28 protein-coding genes and 1 other RNA gene are annotated in these 21868 nt (G+C 46.7%); 10 read left to right on the top strand and 19 right to left on the bottom strand.

Annotated features, from left to right (window positions below; genetic code table 11):
* Positions 1–12 precede the first annotated feature (12 nt).
* The 3 genes from QP339_RS00505 to QP339_RS00515 all read right to left on the bottom strand — a co-directional run bounded on the left by QP339_RS00505 (position 13) and on the right by QP339_RS00515 (position 3819).
* Entirely contained in the window at positions 13–2241 is a 2229-nt protein-coding gene (locus QP339_RS00505; RefSeq protein ID WP_284909959.1) for a RelA/SpoT family protein, read from the bottom strand.
* 133 nt (positions 2242–2374) lie between these two features.
* Entirely contained in the window at positions 2375–3325 is a 951-nt protein-coding gene (gene prmA, locus QP339_RS00510; RefSeq protein WP_284909960.1) for a 50S ribosomal protein L11 methyltransferase, read from the bottom strand.
* Complete coding sequence (locus tag QP339_RS00515) at positions 3325–3819, bottom strand: hypothetical protein (protein ID WP_284909961.1); 495 nt, start codon at positions 3817–3819, stop codon at positions 3325–3327. The genes prmA and QP339_RS00515 overlap by 1 nt, the downstream gene beginning before the upstream one ends.
* A 183-nt stretch (positions 3820–4002) precedes the next feature.
* On the opposite strand from QP339_RS00515, the gene gpsB reads away from it, so the two are divergent.
* The 3 genes from gpsB (at position 4003) to QP339_RS00530 (ending at position 6033) form a co-directional block, all read left to right on the top strand.
* Positions 4003–4359: a cell division regulator GpsB gene (gpsB, locus tag QP339_RS00520; RefSeq protein WP_284909962.1), complete on the top strand. Its 357-nt coding sequence runs from the start codon at positions 4003–4005 to the stop codon at positions 4357–4359.
* A 41-nt stretch (positions 4360–4400) separates the two neighbouring features.
* An RNA gene (gene rnpB / locus QP339_RS00525) (RNase P RNA component class B) lies at positions 4401–4750 on the top strand.
* 146 nt (positions 4751–4896) lie between these two features.
* Positions 4897–6033 carry a THUMP domain-containing class I SAM-dependent RNA methyltransferase gene (locus QP339_RS00530; RefSeq protein ID WP_284909963.1) on the top strand — a complete coding sequence of 379 codons (1137 nt, stop codon included), beginning with the start codon at positions 4897–4899 and terminating at the stop codon, positions 6031–6033.
* A 1-nt stretch (position 6034) separates the two neighbouring features.
* Here the strand turns inward: QP339_RS00530 and QP339_RS00535 are convergent, their stop codons facing one another.
* From QP339_RS00535 to QP339_RS00605, 16 genes are all read right to left on the bottom strand, one after another.
* A complete protein-coding gene (locus tag QP339_RS00535) occupies positions 6035–6436 on the bottom strand; it encodes a ribonuclease HI family protein (protein ID WP_284909964.1) in 402 nt (133 codons plus the stop codon).
* Complete coding sequence (locus QP339_RS00540; protein WP_284909965.1) at positions 6437–7339, bottom strand: hypothetical protein; 903 nt, start codon at positions 7337–7339, stop codon at positions 6437–6439.
* Between the two features lie 32 nt (positions 7340–7371).
* Positions 7372–8184: a carboxyltransferase subunit alpha gene (gene accA / locus QP339_RS00545; protein ID WP_284909966.1), complete on the bottom strand. Its 813-nt coding sequence runs from the start codon at positions 8182–8184 to the stop codon at positions 7372–7374.
* Between the two features lie 10 nt (positions 8185–8194).
* A complete protein-coding gene (gene accD / locus QP339_RS00550) occupies positions 8195–9058 on the bottom strand; it encodes an acetyl-CoA carboxylase, carboxyltransferase subunit beta (protein ID WP_284909967.1) in 864 nt (287 codons plus the stop codon).
* Positions 9059–9074: 16 nt separating this feature from the next.
* A complete protein-coding gene (gene accC / locus QP339_RS00555; RefSeq protein ID WP_284909968.1) occupies positions 9075–10445 on the bottom strand; it encodes an acetyl-CoA carboxylase biotin carboxylase subunit in 1371 nt (456 codons plus the stop codon).
* Between the two features lie 20 nt (positions 10446–10465).
* A complete protein-coding gene (gene fabZ / locus QP339_RS00560) occupies positions 10466–10927 on the bottom strand; it encodes a 3-hydroxyacyl-ACP dehydratase FabZ (RefSeq protein WP_284909969.1) in 462 nt (153 codons plus the stop codon).
* Between the two features lie 11 nt (positions 10928–10938).
* Positions 10939–11424, bottom strand: a complete 486-nt coding sequence (gene accB / locus QP339_RS00565; protein ID WP_070619674.1) for an acetyl-CoA carboxylase biotin carboxyl carrier protein — start codon at positions 11422–11424, stop codon at positions 10939–10941.
* A complete protein-coding gene (gene fabF / locus QP339_RS00570) occupies positions 11424–12665 on the bottom strand; it encodes a beta-ketoacyl-ACP synthase II (RefSeq protein ID WP_284909970.1) in 1242 nt (413 codons plus the stop codon). Before fabF ends, accB begins: the two co-directional genes overlap by 1 nt.
* A gap of 9 nt (positions 12666–12674) precedes the next feature.
* Positions 12675–13406 carry a 3-oxoacyl-[acyl-carrier-protein] reductase gene (fabG, locus tag QP339_RS00575; protein ID WP_284909971.1) on the bottom strand — a complete coding sequence of 244 codons (732 nt, stop codon included), beginning with the start codon at positions 13404–13406 and terminating at the stop codon, positions 12675–12677.
* A gap of 4 nt (positions 13407–13410) precedes the next feature.
* The gene (fabD, locus tag QP339_RS00580) at positions 13411–14346 is read right to left on the bottom strand and encodes an ACP S-malonyltransferase (RefSeq protein ID WP_284909972.1); all 936 of its coding nucleotides are present in this window, start codon (positions 14344–14346) and stop codon (positions 13411–13413) included.
* Positions 14347–14436: 90 nt separating this feature from the next.
* Entirely contained in the window at positions 14437–15390 is a 954-nt protein-coding gene (gene fabK / locus QP339_RS00585; RefSeq protein ID WP_070619687.1) for an enoyl-[acyl-carrier-protein] reductase FabK, read from the bottom strand.
* A 27-nt stretch (positions 15391–15417) separates the two neighbouring features.
* On the bottom strand, positions 15418–15645 hold the full coding sequence (locus QP339_RS00590) for an acyl carrier protein (RefSeq protein ID WP_067976378.1): 228 nt from the start codon (positions 15643–15645) through the stop codon (positions 15418–15420).
* A 301-nt stretch (positions 15646–15946) separates the two neighbouring features.
* Complete coding sequence (locus QP339_RS00595; RefSeq protein ID WP_284878741.1) at positions 15947–16288, bottom strand: DUF2187 family protein; 342 nt, start codon at positions 16286–16288, stop codon at positions 15947–15949.
* A gap of 422 nt (positions 16289–16710) precedes the next feature.
* Entirely contained in the window at positions 16711–17262 is a 552-nt protein-coding gene (locus tag QP339_RS09615; RefSeq protein ID WP_350225020.1) for a site-specific integrase, read from the bottom strand.
* A gap of 24 nt (positions 17263–17286) precedes the next feature.
* Positions 17287–17868, bottom strand: a complete 582-nt coding sequence (locus QP339_RS00600; RefSeq protein ID WP_284909973.1) for a tyrosine-type recombinase/integrase — start codon at positions 17866–17868, stop codon at positions 17287–17289.
* Between the two features lie 62 nt (positions 17869–17930).
* On the bottom strand, positions 17931–18791 hold the full coding sequence (locus QP339_RS00605; protein ID WP_284909974.1) for a helix-turn-helix domain-containing protein: 861 nt from the start codon (positions 18789–18791) through the stop codon (positions 17931–17933).
* A gap of 122 nt (positions 18792–18913) precedes the next feature.
* On the opposite strand from QP339_RS00605, the gene QP339_RS00610 reads away from it, so the two are divergent.
* The 7 genes from QP339_RS00610 to QP339_RS00640 all read left to right on the top strand — a co-directional run bounded on the left by QP339_RS00610 (position 18914) and on the right by QP339_RS00640 (position 21854).
* Complete coding sequence (locus QP339_RS00610; RefSeq protein ID WP_284909975.1) at positions 18914–19129, top strand: helix-turn-helix transcriptional regulator; 216 nt, start codon at positions 18914–18916, stop codon at positions 19127–19129.
* Positions 19130–19215: 86 nt separating this feature from the next.
* A complete protein-coding gene (locus QP339_RS00615) occupies positions 19216–19917 on the top strand; it encodes a BRO family protein (RefSeq protein WP_284909976.1) in 702 nt (233 codons plus the stop codon).
* A 107-nt stretch (positions 19918–20024) separates the two neighbouring features.
* Positions 20025–20336, top strand: coding sequence for a hypothetical protein (locus QP339_RS00620; protein ID WP_284909977.1), 312 nt, complete (start codon positions 20025–20027; stop codon positions 20334–20336).
* 148 nt (positions 20337–20484) lie between these two features.
* The gene (locus QP339_RS00625; protein ID WP_284909978.1) at positions 20485–20682 is read left to right on the top strand and encodes a hypothetical protein; all 198 of its coding nucleotides are present in this window, start codon (positions 20485–20487) and stop codon (positions 20680–20682) included.
* 141 nt (positions 20683–20823) lie between these two features.
* Positions 20824–21096 (top strand): hypothetical protein, encoded by a 273-nt coding sequence (locus QP339_RS00630; protein WP_284909979.1) that lies wholly within the window; start codon positions 20824–20826, stop codon positions 21094–21096.
* A gap of 2 nt (positions 21097–21098) precedes the next feature.
* Positions 21099–21377, top strand: coding sequence for a helix-turn-helix domain-containing protein (locus QP339_RS00635; RefSeq protein WP_284909980.1), 279 nt, complete (start codon positions 21099–21101; stop codon positions 21375–21377).
* 141 nt (positions 21378–21518) lie between these two features.
* Positions 21519–21854 (top strand): hypothetical protein, encoded by a 336-nt coding sequence (locus QP339_RS00640; protein ID WP_284909981.1) that lies wholly within the window; start codon positions 21519–21521, stop codon positions 21852–21854.
* The last annotated feature ends 14 nt before the right edge of the window (positions 21855–21868 follow it).

A 21868-nucleotide genomic window follows, 5' to 3' on the forward strand; every position in this document is an offset into this window, starting at 1 on the left:
TTCCTTTCTTTTTTACTGGGTGGAGGCCCGCTCCACCACATAGACGTCAGGGATATCCTTCACCTTATCAATGATCTTATCCAATTGGTCAATATTTTGGATAGCCAGGCGGAGGCGGATCTTGGCCATATTGGTCTTGTGGTCAACATTCCCGTTAATGTTAGAGATCGACTTGGTCAAGGGACTGACCACCTGGATGATTTCATTCAAGAGCCCACTCCGTTCAAAGGCTTCGATCACCAGTTCCACCTCAAAGCTGATATCCGCATCATCCTGTGTATTCTCCCACTCAACTTCAATCAGGCGATCAGAAAGTTCATCATCCAAATCGACATTCTTACAGTCGCGGCGGTGGACAGAAATCCCCCGTCCCTTGGTAATATAACCGACAATATCATCCCCAGGCACCGGTGTACAGCAGTGGGCCAGGCGGAAGAGCAGGTTGTCGGCCCCCTCCACAAAGACACCATCATTATGACGGACTGTCATAGCAGGCTTGCGGTCCTTCTCCTCTTCATCGTGGATAACTTCTTCCAGATCCTTCTTATGCAATTCTTCCCGGCGTTTAGCCCGAGCCTTTTCTGTCAGGCGGTTGGCCACGGCCGAAGCCGATAGTTCACCAAAACCAACTGCTGCAAAGAGGTCATCTAAGGAAGAGAAGTTAAAGCGTTCCAAAAGATCAGCCTGCCTGGTCTTGGTATAGAGGTCCTTGAAGGCAAAGCCGCTCTCATTGACCGCATCTTCGACTGCTTGTCGTCCCTTTTCCAGGTTCTCTTCCCGGTCTAAGAGCTTGAAGAAACGCTTAATCTTGTTCTTGGCCCGGTTGGTTGCCACTAGGTTGACCCAGTCTCGACTAGGGCCGGCGGAATTCTTCGAGGTTAGGATTTCCACAATATCGCCATTCTCTAACTTATAGTTAAGCGGGACAATTTTAGAATTGACCTTAGCTCCGATCGTTTTATTCCCTACCTCTGTGTGGATCTGGTAGGCAAAGTCTAGTGGACCAGCACCTGATGGGAGTTCCTGGACGTCGCCTTGGGGGGTGAAGACGTAAACCTTGTCCTTGAAAATGTCTTCCTTGACGCTTTCTACAAAGTTTTCTGCGTCAACCGAATCATCTTGGAGGTCTTGGATTTGTTGGAACCAGGCGATCTGGTCGTCTAAGTCATCCTTTTCTACTTCACCGGTAACGCCCTTCTTATAGGCCCAGTGCGCAGCAACCCCGTATTCGGCAACTTCATGCATCTGGTAGGTGCGAATCTGAATTTCAACCGGGACTCCCTTATCCCCTAATACCGTGGTATGGAGGGACTGGTACATGTTGGCCTTGGGCATAGCGATATAGTCCTTGAAGCGGTTAGGAAGGGGCTTCCAGTTAGTGTGGACAACTCCCAGGACGGCATAACAATCCTTGACCGTGTCGACCAGAACCCGGATAGCTAGGAGGTCGTAAATTTCCGAGAACTCCTTCTTCTGCTTCTTCATCTTCCGGTAGATGGAATAGATGTGCTTGGGCCTCCCATAGATTTCGAAGGGCTCTGCAATGACGCCCTCCATCTGAGCTTGGAGTTTTTCAATGGTTTCATTGATGTAGTTCTCCCGCTCATCCCGCTTGGCATTCATCAGATGAACAATTTGATAGTAGGCTTCGGGATTAATATAACGCAGGCAGGTATCTTCTAATTCCCACTTGATCTGGCTCATCCCCAAGCGGTCAGCCAGCGGGGCATAGATCTCCAGCGTTTCTCTAGAGATACTGACCTGCTTTTCGGGTTTATGCCACTTAAGGGTCCGCATATTGTGGAGGCGGTCAGCTAATTTTACCATAATTACGCGGAGGTCATTGGCCATGGCGAGGAGCATTTTTTGGTGGTTTTCCGCCTGCTGCTGCTCCTGGGACCGGTATTTCAGCTTCCCTAATTTGGTTACCCCGTCCACCAGAGTCGCCACTGTATCGGAGAAGAAATAGGCAATATCATCCAAGGAAATGCCCGTGTCTTCCACCACATCGTGGAGAAAACCGGTCGCCACCGTGTCAGGATCCATGTGAAGCTCCGCTAGAATCGAAGCCACCTGGATAGGATGGGTAAAGTAAGGCTCTCCCGATTTGCGAACTTGGTCACGATGGGCCCGCTCAGCAAAATCAGCCGCCTTAGAGACAAAGGCCAGCTTATCTTCTGGCATATAGGACTTGCAGAGGTCCAATACTTCTTCTTTAGTATAATTTTGTTTTTCAGACATCAAACCTACCCCTTTCTAATTACATCTCAATACCGCGGACAGTCTTAGGTAAGCTATGGCAGTTTAGATGTCTCTTGATGAATGGTTTAACTCATATTTTACCATATCTGAGAGGATAATGAGAAGTATTCCTTTAAATGGAATCCTTAGTCGCTTCCGCTCGGCCCTTAACGGCATAGATACCAAACCAGTCGCCCCGGCGGACGATCTCTTCGATACGGAAATCTGCTTGGATCAAGGCCGCCTTGATTGCTTCAAATTCCTTATAGTAGATGCCCGAGAGGATGAACTTCCCTTGAGGCTCAAGGCAGTCATAGGCTTGGGGGATGAACGGGATCAAAATATCAGCCAAGATATTAGCCGTAATCAGGTCGACGGGGTCAGAAATCCCGCTTAGCTTATCATTAGCCCGAGCCGAGCACCGGTCAGCCACCTGGTTGACTTCAAAATTTTTCTGGGCAATGGGAATGACTTGCTCATCATAGTCAAAAGCCTGGACGGACTGGGCCCCCAGCTTAGCTGCTGCAATAGCAAGGATCCCTGAACCGGTGCCCACATCATAGACCCGGTCCTCTGGTTCGAGATAGCTTTCCAGAAGTTGGAGGGAGAGCTGGGTAGTGGCATGGTCCCCGGTCCCAAAGGCCATTTCAGGGTCCATATAGATAGGAATCAGGGCCTGGGTCTCTTCTTCTTGCCAAGAAGGAATAATATGAATAAAACGACTGATCACTATAGGCTGGTAGTAACGCTTCCACTCTTCCTCCCAGTTGGTCTCCGCCAATTGACCAATCGCGACCTCTTCTTCGCTATAGGCTGGGTCTAAATCCCTCAAAGCTGCTAAAAGAGCCTGAGCCAGATCTTTCTTGGACCAAGCCGTATCAGAAAAATAACCCACCACCTGGGGAAAGAGCGGATAGGCCTGGCGCTTGGCCTCTAACTTAACCACTGATCCTTCCTCTTCTAGCGCATCAAAATCCTTGACATCTTGGATCAGTGCCCCCTGTGACCCCAATGCCAACAAGCTGTCTGACACCTGGTCGGAATCTCCGTATTTGACGTCGATTGTCACCTCATAGAATCCCATTAATATACCTCCAATGAATAGCGTTCTTTGTTTCCATAACGGTTGACTGCCTGACGCTGGGCAACATCTTGCCTCACTGCCTCATGAGGCCAGGTCAAATCGAGCGTCTCCCGCTCACCCCGGTCCAGTTCGCGCAACTGTTGGTCAGCTTGGCGGAGGGTGTAGCGCATCCATTTGAGAAGAACCTGGACATAGTCGCCCGTATAAGTCCCATTGCCTAGGTTAGGTGCCAGGATAAAAATCCCAGGCTGCAAGCTAATATCTTTGCTATAATAGCCGAAACGAAAGGTTAAACTCAAATAAGCAAATTGATCGCTTTGCTTATTTAAGGCGTCTCGCATCATATGATCGGAAGCCGGCTCCTGCCGACTGGGCAGGTGAACTTGGAGAATAATCCCTGTACTCCTCTCATCATAGGTTAATTGCCAGGGAAACTGGAAGCGTAAACCCTGCCACTCCTGGTATAGGTATTCAAATAAGCTCTTTTCGGTCATCTGTCCACACTCCTTTTGGTCATTGCTTGCCCTATCTTGGGGCCTTCACTTCTCTCTATTATAGCTTATCCATCCTTGTTCTCCTAATTTATTAAAAGTTCTCTAAAGCCCTCTTTTCACTGACCTTGACCAAAGAAGATATGCTATACTATTGGAAGACAGTGTTAAAAATGGGGTGTAAGGATGTCCGAACGTAATCTGACAACAAAAGATATTTTACAAAAAGAATTTAAACCAGCCATCCGCGGCTTTAACATGCAAGAAGTGGATGAATTTCTAGATATCATCATGCGGGACTATGAGTCCTATGAAAAAGAAATTGCCTACTTACAAGCCGAACTGGAGAAAGCCAAGCGGCAGACTGGCGAAGATAAGAGTCGGCAAAGCCGATCCAAAGCTAGCGGAACTAACAAAACCGGTGCAACCACCAATTATGATATTCTCCGCCGCCTATCCAAATTAGAGAAGGCGGTCTTTGGTTCCCAAAGCTATGACGAAGAAGACCATATGGGCGATACCATTATTCGCCAAAATTATTAGCATTTCACGCCGATTTGCGTTATAATGAGTTATCATATGTAAATTTCGGGTAATCGCGGGTAGTCATACCTGAGGAAAGTCCATGCTCACACTGACTGAGAGGTCAGTAGTGTTCGTGCTTAGCGAAAACATAAGCTAAGGCATAGACGGCGGGAAAAACGGCTTCAGCCCTAGGGCTATGCCCCAGTATCCCTGAAAAGTGCCACAGTGACGAAGTTAGTTGGGAAACCAGCTAAGTGGAACGAGGTAAACCCCTCGAGTGAGCAACCCAAATTCGGTAGGGGCACTTGGCAAGCAGAAATGAATGTAAGCCGAGGCAGCAATGCAGATAGATGATTACCGAACTTGCAAACAACCTGGGATGCAAGGGAACAGAACATGGCTTATAGAAATTTACATCAGGTTTGTAAAGAATCCAAGCTTGTGTGGTCTATCCCCAGGCTTGGATTTTTTATATTTTTATCGATTATTTTTTTGTGTTGGTAACTAGACATTGATTACCAGCACAGTATGTTAAAAAATTATAAGGAGGATTCCATGAAGACGTATCAGTTAATGGCCAGCTGCGCGAGCGGGATCGAGGCCCTGGTGAAGAATGAATTAAAGGCCCTGGGCTATGACTGCCAGGTCGAGAACGGCCGGGTCCGCTTTGAAGGGACCCCCCAAGACATTGCCCGGACCAATATCCAATTGCGGACAGCTGACCGGGTTAAAATTATCGTCGGTGAATTTGAAGCCAAAACTTTCGAGGCTCTCTTCGACCAAGTCAAGGCCCTCAATTGGTCGGATCTCCTGCCCTTCGACGCCAATTTCCCTGTCTCCGGCAAGTCCGTCAAGTCCCAGCTCCATTCGGTTCCCACCTGCCAGAAGATGGTTAAAAAAGCTATTGTGGACCACTTAAAAGAAGCTTATTTCCGGCGCGGACAGCTGCCTGAAACCGGTGCCCGCTACCCCATTGAGGTCAGCATCCACAAAGATCAGGCCCTCCTAACCCTGGATACGACGGGAGATAGCTTGTTTAAGCGGGGTTACCGCCAGGTTAAAGGGGGCGCACCACTCAAGGAAAACTTCGCAGCTTCCTTGGTTAAGCTGACCACCTGGTTCCCTGACCGGCCCTTGGTGGACCCTACCTGTGGCTCAGGGACCATCGCCATTGAAGCCGCCCTGATTGGGATGAATATTGCTCCCGGCATCCACCGGCACTTTGTCTGCGAGGACTGGGATATCTTCCGAGACCAGGAATTCGACAAGGAGCGGGCTGCTGCTAAGGCGGCCATTGACCATGACATCCAATTGGACATCCAAGCTTCGGATATTGACCACCGCATGGTTGAAATTGCCAAGGCCAATGCCCAAGCGGCAGGAGTTGACCATCAAATTACCTTTAAGCAGATGCAAGTAGCTGACTTTACAACGAATAAAGACTTCGGCATTATGATCAGCAACCCGCCTTATGGGGAACGTCTCAACGACGAAGACAGTGTCCACCAACTCTACCAGGAGATGGGCGAGGTTTTCCGGCCCCTAGAGACCTGGAGCAAGTATATCCTGACTTCAGACTTGGCCTTTGAGGACTATTACGGTGACAAGGCCACCAAGAAGCGCAAACTCTACAACGGCGCTTTGCGGACCGACTTCTTCCAATTCTGGGGAAAGAAGAAGAAAGCGCATTAAGCTAAAGCGAGGCCTGGCGCATGGCCTGCTTGGCGAGCTGGTCAGCCCCCCGGTTGTCAGCTTCCGGTACCCAGTTCAAATGAAATTGAGGAAATTTAGCAAGAGCAAGTAAGATAGCCTGGATGGCCTGGCTATAGGGACTGTTCTTGCTTTTTTTCTTGCGTATGGCGTCATAAACGGCCCGACTATCCGTTTGGCAGATGATCAGGTCATCTGTACGCCCTTGGTCTTCGAGTAGCTCTAAGGCGATTTTAAGGGCAGAGAATTCAGCTAAGTGGTTGTCCATTTTTTGAGGCAGGGAGAATTTGAGGGGGTATTGCTTGCCCCCTTCCAGCCAGAGAATCCCGACCCCCACCCGACCGTCCTTAACATTGACCGAAGCATCGATGGCGAGACGTATCACCTAGATCACCCCTTTCATGATTTTTCTAAGTAAGCGGTAAGTGTCGTCTTCTGGATCAGCTGTCGCTAGAGCAGTCAATAAGTCAGCGGGTGACTGGTCGAGCTCTTCTTCGAAGGGATAGACTAAGCCCGTCAGAAGCACCCACTCCTCCTCCAGATAGGCCTTAACTAAGGGCTCCTTAAAGAAACAAGCCTCCAAGTAGTCTTGACCAGCCTGGAAGAAAGACCGGTCCTGGGGCTGGTTTAAAGTAGCTAAATGGAGCTCATGGCACTTCCCTAACGGTCCCTCTAGAACTAAGTGGCCTTGGTCTCCAGCCTCCAACAAGCGCGCCAGGAAATCCGTCCGTACCAGACTAGGGCCAGGATGTCTAGTCAGATAGGCTCGGATGAAAGTTTGAACCTGGTCAGCTGCTAAGCTGTCTAAGACCTGGTAGCAGGCTATAGCCTGGCTCGGATCCGAGGCCAAGTCGCTATCTAAGTAAGCGGTCAGAGCCATTTGACTAGCAGCCGCTTCTTTAGCAGCTATTTGATCGGGATAGAAGATAAAATCGATCCAATCCTGATCGACAGCTGGTCCCTGACGCACAAAAAGCCCCAACTCTGAAAACTCTTTCAAAGTACTTGGGGCTGTCTGAGCCAGTAGGGACATGGCACTTTCATATAAGAGGAGGGCTCGGTCTTGGTCAAGCTCCTCTAAAACTTGCTGGGTCAAGGCCAGAGCTAGGTCAGCCTGGTCCTGGTCCAGCAATACCTGGAGTAAGTCCAGGAAAAACTTGGAAAAATTTCCGGCCAGTTGCTGAGCTTGGCGGATAGCTGCCAGGCCCTGACTGAGACCCCCTGCTGTCTTAAGAGCTAGGGCTTCCTCGATCAGGGACCGGCATTCAGCATTTCTTTCCATAGACATGGCACATGCCTCCCTTTGTTGTCACATTCTCCTTAAAATTGACGAAAACGCGCTTCGCGAGCTAGGCGGATGGCTTCAGCTGACTTGCCATCCCAGTCCTCTAATTCCTTGATGAGCATGGTTTTGATATTGTCAGCTAAGTGTTCCTTGGTGATCGCTTCTCCCCGCTGGCGGACGGGAATGATTTCATCCACTACACCCAGTTCATAGAGGTCTTTAGCGGTGAACTTCATCAGTTCCGCTGCCTCATTGGCCCGGTTAACATCCTTCCACAGAATGGTCGCAAAGCCTTCTGGGGAAAGAATGGAATACATGGCGTCCTCTAGGATCCAAACCCGGTTGGTCACTGCCAGGGCTAGGGCCCCACCGCTCCCTCCTTCACCAATTAAGACGGAGATATTAGGAGCAGATAAACGACCGAAAGCCTGCATGGACCGGGCAATCGCTTCACCAACCCCCCGGTCTTCCGATTCCATATCGCAAAAAGCACCAGAAGTATTGATAAAGCTAATGACCGGACGCTTAAATTTATCGGCTTGTTCCACTAGGCGGATGGCCTTGCGGTAACCTTCCGCATGGGGAGAGCCAAAGTTCCGTTCCACATTTTCTTTAGTGGTGTGACCCTTTTCTGTCCCGATAATGGTCACTGGCCGGCCATCTAAACGACCCACCCCACCATAAATCGCGGCATCGTCCCCATAGGCCCGGTCGCCGTGGAGTTCATAGAAATCGTCACAGATGTAATTGGCCAGTTCCGAAGTGGTCAAGCGTTGGGTATCCCGAGCAGCTTTAACGACCTCACTCGGATGGAGAGAAGGTCGTTTTTTTGAATGACTTTCTAGCATAATACACTCCTTAAGCTTGGCAATGGATGGACAGCAAGGCAGATAGTTCTTCTCTTAATTGCTGGCGGGGGATGATTCGGTCAACGAAACCATGGGCCAGTTGGTGCTCGGCACTCTGGAAGCTGTCAGGCACAGCCTGGTGGATAGTTTGTTCGATCACCCGTTTGCCGGCAAAGCCGATTAAAGCACCAGGTTCGGCACAAATAATATCAGCCTGCATGGCAAAACTAGCTGTTACCCCGCCCGTTGTCGGATCAGTCAAAACGGCCAGGTAGAGGAGGCCGGCCTCACTGTGTCGTTCCACAGCCAGCGAAATCTTGGCCATCTGCATGAGGGAAACAATCCCTTCTTGCATCCGAGCCCCCCCACTCGCTGTAAAGACCACAACTGGCAGGCTTTCTTTAAGGGCTAACTCGAAGAGGGAAGTTAACTTCTCCCCCACCCGGGCGCCCATGGACCCCATCATGAAGAAGGGATTCATACAGGCAAAGGCTAGTTTCTGTCCATTGAGCTTACCAAGGCCCGTGGTGATGGCTTCATCCGTCTGAGCCCGTTCTTGGGCCTTGGCCCGCTTCTCCTCATAGCCTGGAAAGTCCAGGGGATTGGCATGGCTCCCATCTTCAAAAAGAGGCTCAAAAGAATCTGGATCCAAGATCAAACGAATCCGCTCCTGGGCTGAAATCCGGAAATGATAGTCACAGTTGCTGCAGACATAGGCCGGTTTCATATCCTGGGTCAGGATAGTTTGCTGGCACTGGGGACACTTCTGCCACATGCCGTCAGGAATATAGGGCTTATGGTTAGGATCAACAACGTCCACTTGACTAGACTGGGGCACATGAATATAAGATTTCTTTTTCCGCTTGAAAGCCATCAGCTCAGCTCCCTTCTCAGTTTGATTGTTCGGCTAGCCAGGCAGGTAAGAGGCTGGCTTCCAGGTAGTCATTACTATAGTCACCGGAAAGGAAACCGTCATCCTCTAGAATGGCCTGGAGAAGGGCCTGGTTGGAGGCAATGCCTTCAATCCGCAACTCTCCTAGGGCCCGCTTCATCCGTTGCACGGCTTCTTCTCGATCCGCTCCGTACGCAATCAATTTAGCAAACATATTATCATAGTATGGCGGCATTTGATAGCCATTATAAACACTTGATTCTAGTCGCAAGCCCAAATTACCTGCCGGAAAATGAATAAAGTCAAAGGATCCGGTCGAAGGATAGAAGTGCTGTTCTGGCCGCTCCGCATTCAAGCGGACCTCAATGGCATGCCCTTCAAAGTGAATATCCTCCTGGTCCAAGCTTAGGGGTTGACCAGCCGCAATTTCAATTTGCTTTTTGACCAAGTCGACGCCGGTAACCATTTCCGTGATTGGATGTTCCACCTGGATCCGGGTATTCATCTCCATAAAATAAAAGTTCTGGTCATAGTCTACCAGGAATTCAATGGTGCCCGCCCCCGTGTAATTGACTTCTTCACCAGCTTTAACAGCTGCTGCACAGATCTTTTCGCGCGTTGTTTGGCTAATAAAGGGACTTGGACTCTCTTCGAGTACTTTTTGGTGGTTGCGCTGGAGGGAGCATTCCCGCTCCCCTAGATGGACCACCTTACCATAGTTATCACCGAGGATTTGAACTTCAATGTGGTGGGCAGGATGGATGACCTTCTCCATGTAGAGCTGGTCATTCTGGAAGTTCTGCTGGGCTTCCAAGCGGGCCTCATCGAAGGCCGTCTGCAAATGACTAGCCTGGTTAACCAGGCGCATGCCCTTGCCCCCGCCCCCAGCCGTTGCCTTGAAGAGAACAGGATAACCGACTTCTTCAGCAATGGCTTGGGCTTCCTCAGCACTACGAACAAAGTCTTCACTCCCCGGAATAACCGGCACCTTAGCGGCCTTCATGGTATCCCGGGCATGTTGCTTATCCCCCATCTGGTCAATCACATCCGCTTCCGGTCCGATAAAGACAATATTCATCTCCCGGCAGAGGCGGGCAAATTTACTGTTTTCTGATAAGAAGCCAAAACCGGGATGGATGGCCTGGGCCCCAGTAACGACAGCTGCGCTGAGGATAGAGGGCATGTTTAAATAGGAGTCAGCTGCGGACGCTTTCCCAATACAGACTGCCTCATCAGCTAAGGAGACATGCATTGCATCGGCATCCGCTTCGGAGTATACAGCCACTGTTTGGATGCCCATCTCCTTACAAGTTCGAATGATTCGAACGGCGATTTCGCCACGGTTGGCAATAAGTATTTTCTTAAACATTTGACCACTTTCTTTATTACTTAAATATCGCGTTCAACATCTGATACGGCGAAAGTCATTTGGCATTCACTGCATAGAACGCCATCTTCACGGTGGATGGTAGCCTTAGCCAAGCCAATATTCCGCTTAATCTTTAAGATATCAACGGTTACGGTAAGGACATCGCCTGGCACAACCTTCTGGCGGAATTTAACCTTGTCCACTCCTGCTAGATATCCGGTCCGCTTGGTGAGGCCATCCGTCATCAAGAGTGGAATCGAACCAGCCTGGGCCATGGTTTCAATTTGAAGGACGCCTGGCATGACTGGTTCACCTGGGAAGTGGCCGACAAAATAAGGCTCGTTAATGGTCACGTTCTTGCGTGCCACCACGCGTTTGCCAACCTCTAATTCCGGTACCCGGTCAATAAAACAAATTGGATAGCGGTTAGGAATGATGTCCATAATCTCTTGGGCATCTAAGATAATTTCATTATTTTCCACACGATCTCTCCTTAACTAATCTCAAATAGAGGCTGGCCGTATTCAACGACTTCACCGTCCTTGACTAAAATCTGACTGATGGTCCCTGAGCATTCAGCTGGGATTTCATTCATAATCTTCATGGCTTCAACGATACATACCGTTTCCCCCGCCTGGATGGTCTGACCCAAGCTCACATAAGGGTCACGGTCAGGACCTGGCGCTAGGTAGACCACACCCACAATAGGACTGGTCACAACTTGGCCAGAGAAGCTTTCTTCTTCCTTGGTCGCTTCTTCTGCCGCTGGGTCAGGAGCAGACGTTGCCTCAGCTTGACCTGCCTTTTCAGCAGCCAAGGCGTCGACAGAACTGGCCGCTTGGTCTATGCCCTTAGCATTGAGAGCATCGGTTTCCAACTTGGACATAACAATCTCTAAGTCTTCATTCTTGAAGACAAATTGCTGTAAACTGGATGCATCTACGGCTTGGATAAGCGCCTTAATTTCTTTTGTTTCCATTAGTCTTGAGTCACCTTCTTAAAGCAAATCACCGTATTGTGGCCACCGAAACCAAGGGCATTAGAAACTAAAGCATCAATTTGGCGGCCTTCCCCTTGGCCAGTTACCAGGTGGAGGTCACAGTCTTCATCTGGCACTTGGTAGCCTACCATGCCTGGGATAAAGCTTTCTTCCATAGCTTTAATACTAGCAATCGCTTCAACGGCACCCGCAGCGCCCAAGAGATGGCCGACTGCCGCCTTGGTTGAGCTCACTGCGACGTCTTGACTATAATCGCCAAAAGCCGTTTTGATGACATGGCTTTCTACTCGGTCATTAGTTGGGGTAGAGGTTCCGTGGGCGTTGACATATTGCACATCGTCTTGGCCGAGGCCAGCTTCATTTAGAGCAAGTTCAATAGCCTTGACAGCTTCTTGGCCTTCTGCATGAGGAGCTGTCAGGTGGTAGGCGTCGGAAGTTGCTCCGTAGCCAGCCACTTCAGCGTAAATCTTAGCACCCCGGGCTTGGGCGGATTCTAAGCTTTCAAGAAGCAAGATGCCAGCTCCTTCGCCCATAATGAAGCCTGCCCGTTCCTTATCGAAGGGAATGGAGGCACGGTCAGGGTCAGAAGTGGTGTTCATCGCGGTGAGGTTTTCAAAGCCGGACATAGCAATCTCACAGATGGATGATTCCCCCCCACCAGCTAACATATAGTCGGCATAACCGTGCTTGATATAGCGGAAGGCTTCACCAATGGCATTATTAGCTGAAGCACAGGCTGTTGAGACGGTTTGGGCTGGGCCATGGATTCCAAAATGCATGGAGATATTGGCCCCACCCATGTTGGAGATGGCTATCGGAACGAATAAAGGATTCACCCGTTTTGGTCCCTTAGCAATCATCTTGCGGATCCCTGATTCCATTTCTTGAACCCCACCAATACCGGTCCCAAAATAAATACCCACCCGGTCGCGGTCCACTTGGTCAAGGTCTAAGCCTGCGTCTTTGAGAGCTTCGCTTGATGCTGCAATGGCGTATTGGGCGTATGGCTCCATCCGTTTGGCTGACTTGCGATCCATATAATTCTTAGGGTCGAAGTCTTTGACTTCAGCTACTAACTGGGTATCCAGGCCGCTAGCATCGAACTTGGTAATCGGTCCAATACCGTGCTTGCCTGCTTTTAAATTGGTCCAAAATTCATCGACTGAATTTCCTAAGGGGGTCACAGCCCCTAGACCTGTCACTACAACTCTTCTCGTCATAAGAACCTCCTAGTTCATATTGAGACCACCGTTGATTTCAAGGGTGGTACCAGTAATATACTTGTTATTTGCTAGGAATAAGATCGCTTCTGCTACTTCCTCTTGTTCGCCGAAGCGCTTGAGCGGGATTTCATCTAGCATGGCTTCTTTTGTTTTGTCTGATAATTTATCGGTCATGTCGCTGGAAATGAAGCCAGGTGCCACGGCATTGACGGTGATGTGACGACTGGCTAGCTCGCGGGCTGCCGACCGGGTCAAACCGATCAAACCAGCCTTGGAAGCCGAGTAATTAGCCTGGCCGACATTTCCAATAATGCCGGATAAACTCGATACATTTATGATAGCACCTCTACGTTGTTTTAGCATTATTTTTGACACATGACGGATCAAATTAAAACTTCCCTTAAGGTTCACGTCAATGACTTGGTCGAAATCTTCTTCAGACATCCGAATCAAGAGGCTGTCCTTGGTAATCCCGGCATTGTTGACTAGGACATCCACTCGACCGAAGTCCTTGTGAATGGCTTTCACCACCTGGCTGGTCAAGTCAAAGTCTGAAACATCAGCCAGGTACTCTCTTACTTCTACCCCATAGTCCCGGATGGCTTCCAAGACCGATTCATCCGCTTGGGACCGGTTGACCATGGCAATGTGGTAGCCGGCCTTGGCAAAGGCGAGCGCCGTCGCGGTGCCGATGCCGCGGTTAGCACCTGTAATAATAAGTGTTTCTTCTTTAGACATATGCTTATTCTCCTGCTAATTCATTAATGGTTTTCTGTAAGTTATCGAGGTCGCCTATCCGGTAGCAAGCTACTGACCGGTCGATCTGCTTCATAAAGGAAGACAGGGTCTTGCCTGGACCGATTTCAATAAAACAATCCACGCCTTGGTCTAAGAGATAACGGATCGAATCCTCCCAGCGAACGGGACAGTACATCTGCTTGGCCAAGTTTTCTTTTAAATGCGCCATATCATGGGGTTGGGCTGTGGTATTAGAAATGACGGGATACTGCATGTGGTCAAAATCAACCGCCTCCAAAGCCTGCTTAAAATCCTCACTAGCAGGCTCCATCAAGGCCGTATGGAAGGGCCCAGAGACCTTGAGAGGGATTAGCTTCTTGCTCCCACGTGCCTTGAGTTTCTCACAGGCTAGGTCAACTGGCTCTTCATACCCCCCAATGACCACTTGCTTAGAGGTATTGTAGTTAGCGGGGGCCACATAGGCGCCATTTTCTTCGCGGGCTTCTTGGCAGGCCGCTTCAATGGTCTCGCGGGGAGTGTTCATCACAGCCACCATTTTCCCTAAGCCGGAAGGTACAGCTTCGGCCATAATCTTGCCTCGCTGGCGGATTAAGTCCAAGCAAGAGGCATAAGACAAGGCGCCTGCATCCATCAGAGCCGCATATTCACCAAGGCTAAGCCCCAGACTATAGTCCGCCTGAATCCCCGCTTCATGGAGGACCCGGGTCAGCATAGCCTCAATCGTAATCAAGGCAGGCTGCGTATATTCGGTCTCATGGATCTTCTCATCGTCCTCAAAGCAGATTGCTTTCATATCATAGGATGTGACTGCGCTCGCTTCCTCAAAAAACGTCTCCAAGTGAGGATAGTGGGCTAAGATATCCTGCCCCATCCCCTTAAACTGAGCACCCTGGCCACTGTACATGAAGGCAATTGACATGGAATCCCTCTTTCTTTCCTTATTGTTTATTATTTATAGTTAAAATAAAAACAGTGAAAGCAATAAAAAAGTTAGCCCTCACTGTCCGTCTTAATTCATACTGGCATGCTGCTGAATCAGCTCGCGACATTCTTGCATGTAGGACTGAATAATTTCTTCACAGGCCTCTTCTTGGTGAATAAGTCCGGCAATCTGACCGGCCATTAATGAACTATTATCCACATCCCCATCAACAACCGCTCGTTTTAAGGCCCCTTTGGCTAAAGCTTCTAGCTTGGTCCAATCAGGTTGGTCCTTGGCCGCTTCTTCATGTTCCAGCTTAAGATATTTCTTCGTCAGTTTATTACGTAAAACACGGACTGGATGGCCAGTCGATTCGCCTGTAATCACTGTATCAATATCCTTGGCATTGATAATTTTTTTCTTGAAATTAGGATGGGCATTCGATTCCTTGGCGACCACAAAACGGGTCCCCACTTGAATCCCTGAAGCACCCAGCATCAATGCAGCTGCCATGCCCCGGCCGTCACCAATCCCACCGGCTGCAATGACCGGAATATCGACGGCATCAACTACTTGTGGAACCAAGGCCATGGTGGTTAATTTACCAATATGACCACCGGACTCCATACCTTCCACAATCAGAGCGTCAACCCCCTCACGGGCCATGCGCTTAGCAAGGGCAACGGAAGCAACAACGGGAATCACCTTAATACCGGCTGCCTTGAAACGTTTCATGTACTTGCCTGGTGAACCCGCACCGGTTGTGACAATCTTTACGCCAGATTGGCAAAGATAGTCAACCAAGTCATCCACATGGGCATTGAGTAACATGACATTAACCGCAAATGGCTTGTCCGTTAAAGCCTGCATCTTCTCGACTTTTTCTTGGACGAGTTCAACAGGATCATGTCCCGTCCCAATCACACCTAAAGCTCCGGCATTAGAGACAGCAGATGCAAGGTCTGCATCTGCCACCCATGCCATGGCGCCTTGGACGATTGGGTAAGTGACACCCATTTCTTTCCATAAATCAGTTTTCATTAAGCGCCTACTCTCTTAACTGTCGGCTTATTGGTTGTTGTCAACAAAGTCAACGAGGTCTTGAACAGTCGCAATGTTAGTTTCATCTTCATCGATAGTAACATCGAATTCGTCTTCGATTTCATTGATAATTTGGAAGATGTCTAAGCTATCTGCATCTAAACCGTCTTGGATATTAGTGTCAGCCTTTACTTCTTCTGCCTCAACGTCTAATTGGTCAACGATAATTTCTTGGATTTTTTCAAATGTTGTCATTATTCTGTCTCCTTTATTTTATAAGAAAATTTTTACCATTCATTGAATGGATCGATTAGAGCTATCTTAAACTAAGTCCATGGACTTGTCAATTTAAGTCAGCTAGACTTAAAGAATTTTTTAAAGCCGTCACAGCTCTTCAAATTCTCAACAAAAAGTATGATAACTTATTGTTTTTAATTTGTCAAATTATAATATACTTTATTTAGATAAATTAAAAGTGCAACAAAAGACTTCCCCCCTCCCCTGCAAAAAAACAGTGGGACAGCCAGGACGGCTTAACTTTTGTCGCACAGGTCGATTATTGGTAAATATTTACAAATTCATCAATATCTTTGAAGTTAACAATGGTTCGCTCTTCGCAGATATCCAGCATCTTCTCATTGGAATAATCCCAATAAATACGGACAACGGCTGAATTGGTGAGCAATTTTTCGATGATTCCGGTCATATCGCAGTCTCTAAATTGAAATTTTATTTCATCTCCAACATCAGGACGAACCGATTTCTTTACCTGATCAATAACAGCGCAGGCTTCTTCATAGGAAAGGTCAATCAAATTCGCAATCCGAGATTTGCTTGTTCCCCTTCTTAGCTCCGTTTCAACCAACGCTTGAACTTCAGGAGTCAGCTTAATTTTCATACTTACGCCTCTTTCTTTGGAAACAAATAATAGCTACTAGTCTTATTTTAACATCATTTTAATATTTTTGCTAATATTTGCATTTTTGACTGCTTGAGGGCTTGTTTAGCAACACAAAAAAGGCCTCCACTTATTGGAGACCTGTCGGGTATTTGCGGGGGCTTTATCCCTCAAGCAATCCCTCAAGCTTTTTACTAGAGGGGTATGCTTTCAAACATTTCGTACTTTTTCAAGAAAGCCTTCATATCAACGTTTGAGAGCTATTTTTAAAGCATTCAAACCCCTTCAATGGAGATGAGGGGAGTCGAATACTTTAAGTATTAGCAACCCTTACAAGCGTTGATATATCAACATTTCTAGCTTATTTATATTTTCTCTTTTTGCCATCTCTATAGTAATCTCTATAGTTTTCACTGGAAAAGTTAAAAATTGGCGTAATTTGCAAACAGTTGGGCACTTCTTTCTTGTGACTGTTCTGTTACGTGCGTGTAGATGTTCATTGTCGTTTGAATGTCCCCATGGCCCAGGCGTTGCATCACGTCTTTCATAGGAACACCCGCTTCAAAGAGTAAGGAGCAATGTGTATGCCTTAGCCCGTGAACCTTGATAAACCTAAAATTATTCTGTTCGCAGATACGTTTGAACGCCGAATAAATAGACGTCAAATTGAGGAAGCCGTTTGTCTTGGTGTTATTGAATATAAGTTGCTTTTTCCCCAGAGGCTTAAAGCCAAACTTCAGAAGCCATTGACTTTGCTCAGCCCGCCAGCGTCTAAGAACGTTTAAAGTGATGTCGTCAACGCTAATCGTGCGGACACTATTTTCATTCTTAGGCTCCTTTAGGTAAAGTTCATTGCCGTTGCGTTGCCCGACAGCCTTATCAACCGTCAATGTTTTGTTGGTAAAGTCAATATCATTCCAAGTTAACGCCAGGATTTCCCCACGCCTAAGCCCTGTATAGGCTAGCGTGCGAATGCAGGCATGCCACTTCCTACTTTTCTAAGCTTCTAAAATCTTCATGAGCTGGCGGAGTTCTTCTATATTATAGTAAGGAACAAGGTCATGTTCATCACATTCATATTTCAATTTCTTCTTGGGCGTGATGACTTTATCTGTAACTAGTTCCTTCACATAGCCGTTAATATAGGCGTACTTCATCACCCGTTTAAAGTAACTATAAATCGAACGATACTTTTTATATTCCTTGTGCCAGCTATTCAATTGCTGCTGAACCATAGAAGCAGTTATTTTATCAACGTAGCATTCACCAAAAGCGGGCAATATCTGAAGCCTGAACATATTATCTGCTTTAGCAAGTGTAGAATCTTGCACATCATTCTTATAAATTTCTACCCATTCATGATATACTTGAACAAACTTCATTTTCTTTGGAAGCACTCGACTAATGCCGTTGTCAAAATCTAATTGACAGCGTCTAAAATAGTCTTGTGCTTCTTTTTTTGTATTGAAGCCCCTCTTGTTCAGCATTTTTTGTTTGCCAGTGGTTTCATCTGTACCTAGATAGCCACTTACTGACCAAAATTCCCCCTTGGTATTAGTATATTGCTTGTAGGTTGCCATTGAATACATTCCTTCCTTGAATGCCCCGCAAGAGCTGAGGACGGACTGTATTAGGAATTTAATCAGATTTTGTCGCAATCAGTGGCGTTATTTTTATACTCTTTATATTCATGTATTAATTCATCTACTCTTTGAATCGTTTCGTGCATTATGGTATCAAGCGTATTTTGTGCATAAGTTTCGACAGCCTCTAAATAGAGCTCATCATCTTCTACATCTTTCTTCATATTTTTAAAAACTGAATATATATAATCAACGTCCCCGCCCATAATAGAGCCATCAAAAGGAGGCGTTTCTCTTATATTCTTTTTCAAGATTCTAGCCCTATTTTCAAAATTACGTGATTGTTTTATTTCTAATTCCCTATAAAAATAAGTAGCAGCTAGTTCAATATCACTATCATTTTGAGGTTGTGTAGAATAAATATAGTCAACGGCATTATCTATCGTATCATTTATTACCTCTTTAAATATTATTTGAGTTTTTTCGTTTTCTTTTTCATTTCTTTTACTGAAGGGCATGGAGCCCACATCTTTACCCATAAAAATTCCATTGATTACAATTTCATGGAAATCTGTAGTTGATTCTACATATGAGCGAAACCAGGCGGGCACATCATGAGCAGGTAAAACTAACACATCATCATCATTAGTTTCAATTTCTTTAGGCATTAACAAATTAACTAAATATGACTTGATTTTTTTCTTTGACATGGGATTCAGTAAGTCCTCAACTGTAATCCCCCCTAAATCAGCAATGATTTTTAAATTTTCTTTATTAGGTAAATTTCTACCCTTTTCCCAATTAAAAACCGTTACTTTGCTAGTGTTAAAATTCTCCCCGAACTCTTCTAGTGTATCACCTCTTTCTAAGCGAATTTGTTTGATTTTCTGACCTACTAATTTCTTATTCACATTATCCACCAACAACACCTCCTGTTTATATAATAATATCATATGTTAGCAAAAGTTAAAGTATTTTGTTGACTTATTTAATTTATTGTTATACCATGTAGTTAGCGTAAGTTATCAGAGGAGGTGAAAACATGGCCGTTGACACAGCTAATAAAATAAGAGGTTATAGAACTATGTTGGGATTAACTCAAACTGATATGGCTGATAAGTTAGGAATCACAAAACAATCTTATTGGCTTAAAGAACATGGAAAAATATCATTCAATGATAAAGATAAAGTAATTATTTTAGAGTTATTCAAAGCAGTGGACCCCACTTTAACAATCGATGCTCTTTTTTTTAGTTAACAAGTTAGCAAAAGTTATTTAAAGGAGGTGAGGCCCTTGCAGTACCAAGCAGACGATAGCGACACAACACGGAAGGAGGAAGACAAATGCATTTAATGCAGAATCAGCAATATGGCACCCTACAAGTGGATTTTTACGTAGACGAAGCCCGAGACATCTATCTGACCATTGACCAGCTAGCGCAGGGCTTTGGATATAAGACGAGAAAAGGGATTGAAAACCTCATGGCCAGATACCCCTATCTCAAAGAAAAGAAACTTTCAGTACCCCTCAAACTGAGGGCTACTGACGGAAAAGAATATAAGACCCGACTATTCAACAAGCGAGGCATCACGGAGATAGGCATGCTATCCCGAACGGAAGAAGGCCGACAGTTCCGAAACTGGCTATACGACTATATAGAGAAACTAGAGAAAGAGAACCAAGCTTTCAGAGTTCAACGGGAGATTGAGAGGGTTATCCATAAAGAACTCAATGAGTCTATCGACACTTGGGAGCATAAGAATGGTTTTTCCTTTAACAACATTGCTAGATTGCTTTGTAAATCAGTCACAGGGCTTACACCAGCCAAGATAAAGGAGCAAGCGGACGCCCCAGATAGCACGCCAGGCCTAGACTTAATGAGTGATGCCGAGCTTGCCCAGTACCGAGAGAATGCTATCTTAACGATTGCTTATCTTAGCCAGGGCCTGACCTACCAAGAAATTAAAGACAAGTTACTAGACGACAAAAAGGCGCCCCTAGTTTGCAGACTAGAAGCGCCAAAAGAAAAAAATTTAACACATTAATTATAGCATATTGACGATGAAACAGACGTTCTAAATAACAAAATAAAAATGCCCCGCAAGAGCTGAGGACGGACTGTATTATCAGACAACAAGAAGGAGATGCAAACATGGAATTTAGAGAGTACGAAGACACCACCACCCCACGGGAGGAAGCGGAAACAATTATCACTTATGACGTGGAACGCCAGGCATGGTATTTCTATACCAACTATGGGCCACATGCCAGGAAGTGGGAAGACAAGATTATTCCTAGCGCTGGCGTGAACAGCCGAAAGACCTATCACAGGGACACAGGCAAGCTCATTGCCCTTGAGGGAGAAATAGACGGCATTGTTTCTATTAGAGGCCATAGAGTAATGACCGAGGAGCAGAAGCAGGCGGCCGCAGAGCGGCTGAGGAAGGCCCGAGCACAAGGCTAAAAGCTTAAAATGCCAATCTTGCGTCCATACGCTTACAGTACAAGGAAATACACCCTAGGCCATCACGGCAAGGGGTTTATACCTAAAAGCAAGTCAATGGCCTACACGCTTGCGCAAGCTAGCCAATTTGAAGGAGAAAGACGAACCCATGAAGAAAGCAATCTTAGGCGGTGCCTTAGCGCTAGTGGCCATATTTGGTTTTGTGTATGCCCTACTCACCTATACGAACCATGTTTACCTGGAACGCTACAAAGCTGGCAATGATGCCTATTCCCTACAAGCCCATCACTATGAGAAAGTGACAGGCGAAGAAATTATTCAAGCAGACGAAGTTTACAGCAAATAGGAGGAGCAGACGAGGGCTATTAAGAATAAACGCCCTAGTTGGCTGACAAGACTTATAGTAAAAGAAAATAGAGCGCTGACCACATGGGGCAAGGTGTTTATACCTCCTAGCCCCTGAAGCGCTAGAAATGGAGCAGATACAATGAACGTAGAAACAAAAGACCGTATTTCATTTTTAGAAGAAAAAGCAGAAGAGCAAAAAGTCCTGACTGATATTCTTTGGGAGCAGTTGGAAGCCCTGAAGCTAAAAGGCAAGAAGTTGCCCCAGCTCACCCCTACCGAGCTGGCTATCTATGGCGCTGAGTGCGCAGGCGTATCGAAGCGACTGTTTACCCTGAACCGCCTATTATCTGAAAGCCTTGAGCAATCAGAGGCTACCATCACGAAGCTAAAAGCGCAGAGCGAGGAGGAATAAGCATGCTACAGTTCGAATTACCCGACCAATTCCAAACGGAGCTAACTAATTCACTTAGAACCGTCTACCGTGAAGCCATTGAGCAGGCACAGAGAGATTGCGCCGTAACACGGGAGTTGTTGACCACAGACGAAGCAAGCGAGATGTACAGCGTTAGCCGAAACACCATTACAGAGAAATGGCACAAAGAAAAGGGCCTTCCCCTCTACAAGGTTGGCAACAAGCTGTATGTTGACCGAAAAGAAATGAACGATTTCATAAAAGCCCACCCTTACCAATAAAAAAAGGCCCAAGCTTAACGCCTGAGCCACTTGTTCAGTCCTACCGCCAGATAAGACAAAAGAAGACGGAAATAATTCCCTTCCTTTGTTGATATTATAGCATATCTTAGGCGGTGGGGCTAGTTTAAAGGAGGATTTATAATGACCAATTTAACCCATTCACTAGACCAGACAACCGACAACAGACAGAGCTATCTCACCAGTAAACAGAATGACCAGCTAGCAGACAAGCTGAAGCCACTTATTGACCTGATAGCGCAACAGAAGACGTTGCAGGAGCTTTTGGATCTTTCCGTTCCCGTGAGCGAGGGCCACGCCCAGCAGATGGCGGAGCTGGAGAAAGAACTCAGCGAGTCCTTTATAGAGCAGATGACCACTACCTATTATGACTTGCTGGAAGATGTCTATTGTGCGCTAGAAAATAGTGATAATCCAAAATATTTACAAGAATTCCTAGATAACCTAGGCATTAAGTAAGGAGGTAATCATGT

Source organism: Aerococcus sp. UMB7834, assembly GCF_030215145.1.
Taxonomy (GTDB): Bacteria; Bacillota; Bacilli; order Lactobacillales; family Aerococcaceae; genus Aerococcus.

What these genes read in the sequence shown, in the direction of transcription:
- QP339_RS00505 (WP_284909959.1), bottom strand. Translation starts at nt 2,241, where the DNA reads ATGTCTGAAAAACAAAATTATACTAAAGAAGAAGTATTGGACCTCTGC.
- fabK (WP_070619687.1), bottom strand. Translation starts at nt 15,390, where the DNA reads ATGAAAACTGATTTATGGAAAGAAATGGGTGTCACTTACCCAATCGTC.
- QP339_RS00540 (WP_284909965.1), bottom strand. Translation starts at nt 7,339, where the DNA reads ATGTCTATGGAAAGAAATGCTGAATGCCGGTCCCTGATCGAGGAAGCC.
- fabD (WP_284909972.1), bottom strand. Translation starts at nt 14,346, where the DNA reads ATGTCAATTGCCTTCATGTACAGTGGCCAGGGTGCTCAGTTTAAGGGG.
- QP339_RS00635 (WP_284909980.1), top strand. Translation starts at nt 21,099, where the DNA reads ATGCTACAGTTCGAATTACCCGACCAATTCCAAACGGAGCTAACTAAT.
- QP339_RS00600 (WP_284909973.1), bottom strand. Translation starts at nt 17,868, where the DNA reads ATGGCAACCTACAAGCAATATACTAATACCAAGGGGGAATTTTGGTCA.
- QP339_RS00595 (WP_284878741.1), bottom strand. Translation starts at nt 16,288, where the DNA reads ATGAAAATTAAGCTGACTCCTGAAGTTCAAGCGTTGGTTGAAACGGAG.
- QP339_RS00515 (WP_284909961.1), bottom strand. Translation starts at nt 3,819, where the DNA reads ATGACCGAAAAGAGCTTATTTGAATACCTATACCAGGAGTGGCAGGGT.
- fabG (WP_284909971.1), bottom strand. Translation starts at nt 13,406, where the DNA reads ATGTCTAAAGAAGAAACACTTATTATTACAGGTGCTAACCGCGGCATC.
- gpsB (WP_284909962.1), top strand. Translation starts at nt 4,003, where the DNA reads ATGTCCGAACGTAATCTGACAACAAAAGATATTTTACAAAAAGAATTT.
- QP339_RS00630 (WP_284909979.1), top strand. Translation starts at nt 20,824, where the DNA reads ATGAACGTAGAAACAAAAGACCGTATTTCATTTTTAGAAGAAAAAGCA.
- QP339_RS00615 (WP_284909976.1), top strand. Translation starts at nt 19,216, where the DNA reads ATGCATTTAATGCAGAATCAGCAATATGGCACCCTACAAGTGGATTTT.
- QP339_RS00590 (WP_067976378.1), bottom strand. Translation starts at nt 15,645, where the DNA reads ATGACAACATTTGAAAAAATCCAAGAAATTATCGTTGACCAATTAGAC.
- accB (WP_070619674.1), bottom strand. Translation starts at nt 11,424, where the DNA reads ATGGAAACAAAAGAAATTAAGGCGCTTATCCAAGCCGTAGATGCATCC.
- fabF (WP_284909970.1), bottom strand. Translation starts at nt 12,665, where the DNA reads ATGACGAGAAGAGTTGTAGTGACAGGTCTAGGGGCTGTGACCCCCTTA.
- QP339_RS00625 (WP_284909978.1), top strand. Translation starts at nt 20,485, where the DNA reads ATGAAGAAAGCAATCTTAGGCGGTGCCTTAGCGCTAGTGGCCATATTT.
- QP339_RS00640 (WP_284909981.1), top strand. Translation starts at nt 21,519, where the DNA reads ATGACCAATTTAACCCATTCACTAGACCAGACAACCGACAACAGACAG.
- accC (WP_284909968.1), bottom strand. Translation starts at nt 10,445, where the DNA reads ATGTTTAAGAAAATACTTATTGCCAACCGTGGCGAAATCGCCGTTCGA.
- QP339_RS00530 (WP_284909963.1), top strand. Translation starts at nt 4,897, where the DNA reads ATGAAGACGTATCAGTTAATGGCCAGCTGCGCGAGCGGGATCGAGGCC.
- accA (WP_284909966.1), bottom strand. Translation starts at nt 8,184, where the DNA reads ATGCTAGAAAGTCATTCAAAAAAACGACCTTCTCTCCATCCGAGTGAG.
- accD (WP_284909967.1), bottom strand. Translation starts at nt 9,058, where the DNA reads ATGGCTTTCAAGCGGAAAAAGAAATCTTATATTCATGTGCCCCAGTCT.
- QP339_RS00610 (WP_284909975.1), top strand. Translation starts at nt 18,914, where the DNA reads ATGGCCGTTGACACAGCTAATAAAATAAGAGGTTATAGAACTATGTTG.
- prmA (WP_284909960.1), bottom strand. Translation starts at nt 3,325, where the DNA reads ATGGGATTCTATGAGGTGACAATCGACGTCAAATACGGAGATTCCGAC.
- QP339_RS00620 (WP_284909977.1), top strand. Translation starts at nt 20,025, where the DNA reads ATGGAATTTAGAGAGTACGAAGACACCACCACCCCACGGGAGGAAGCG.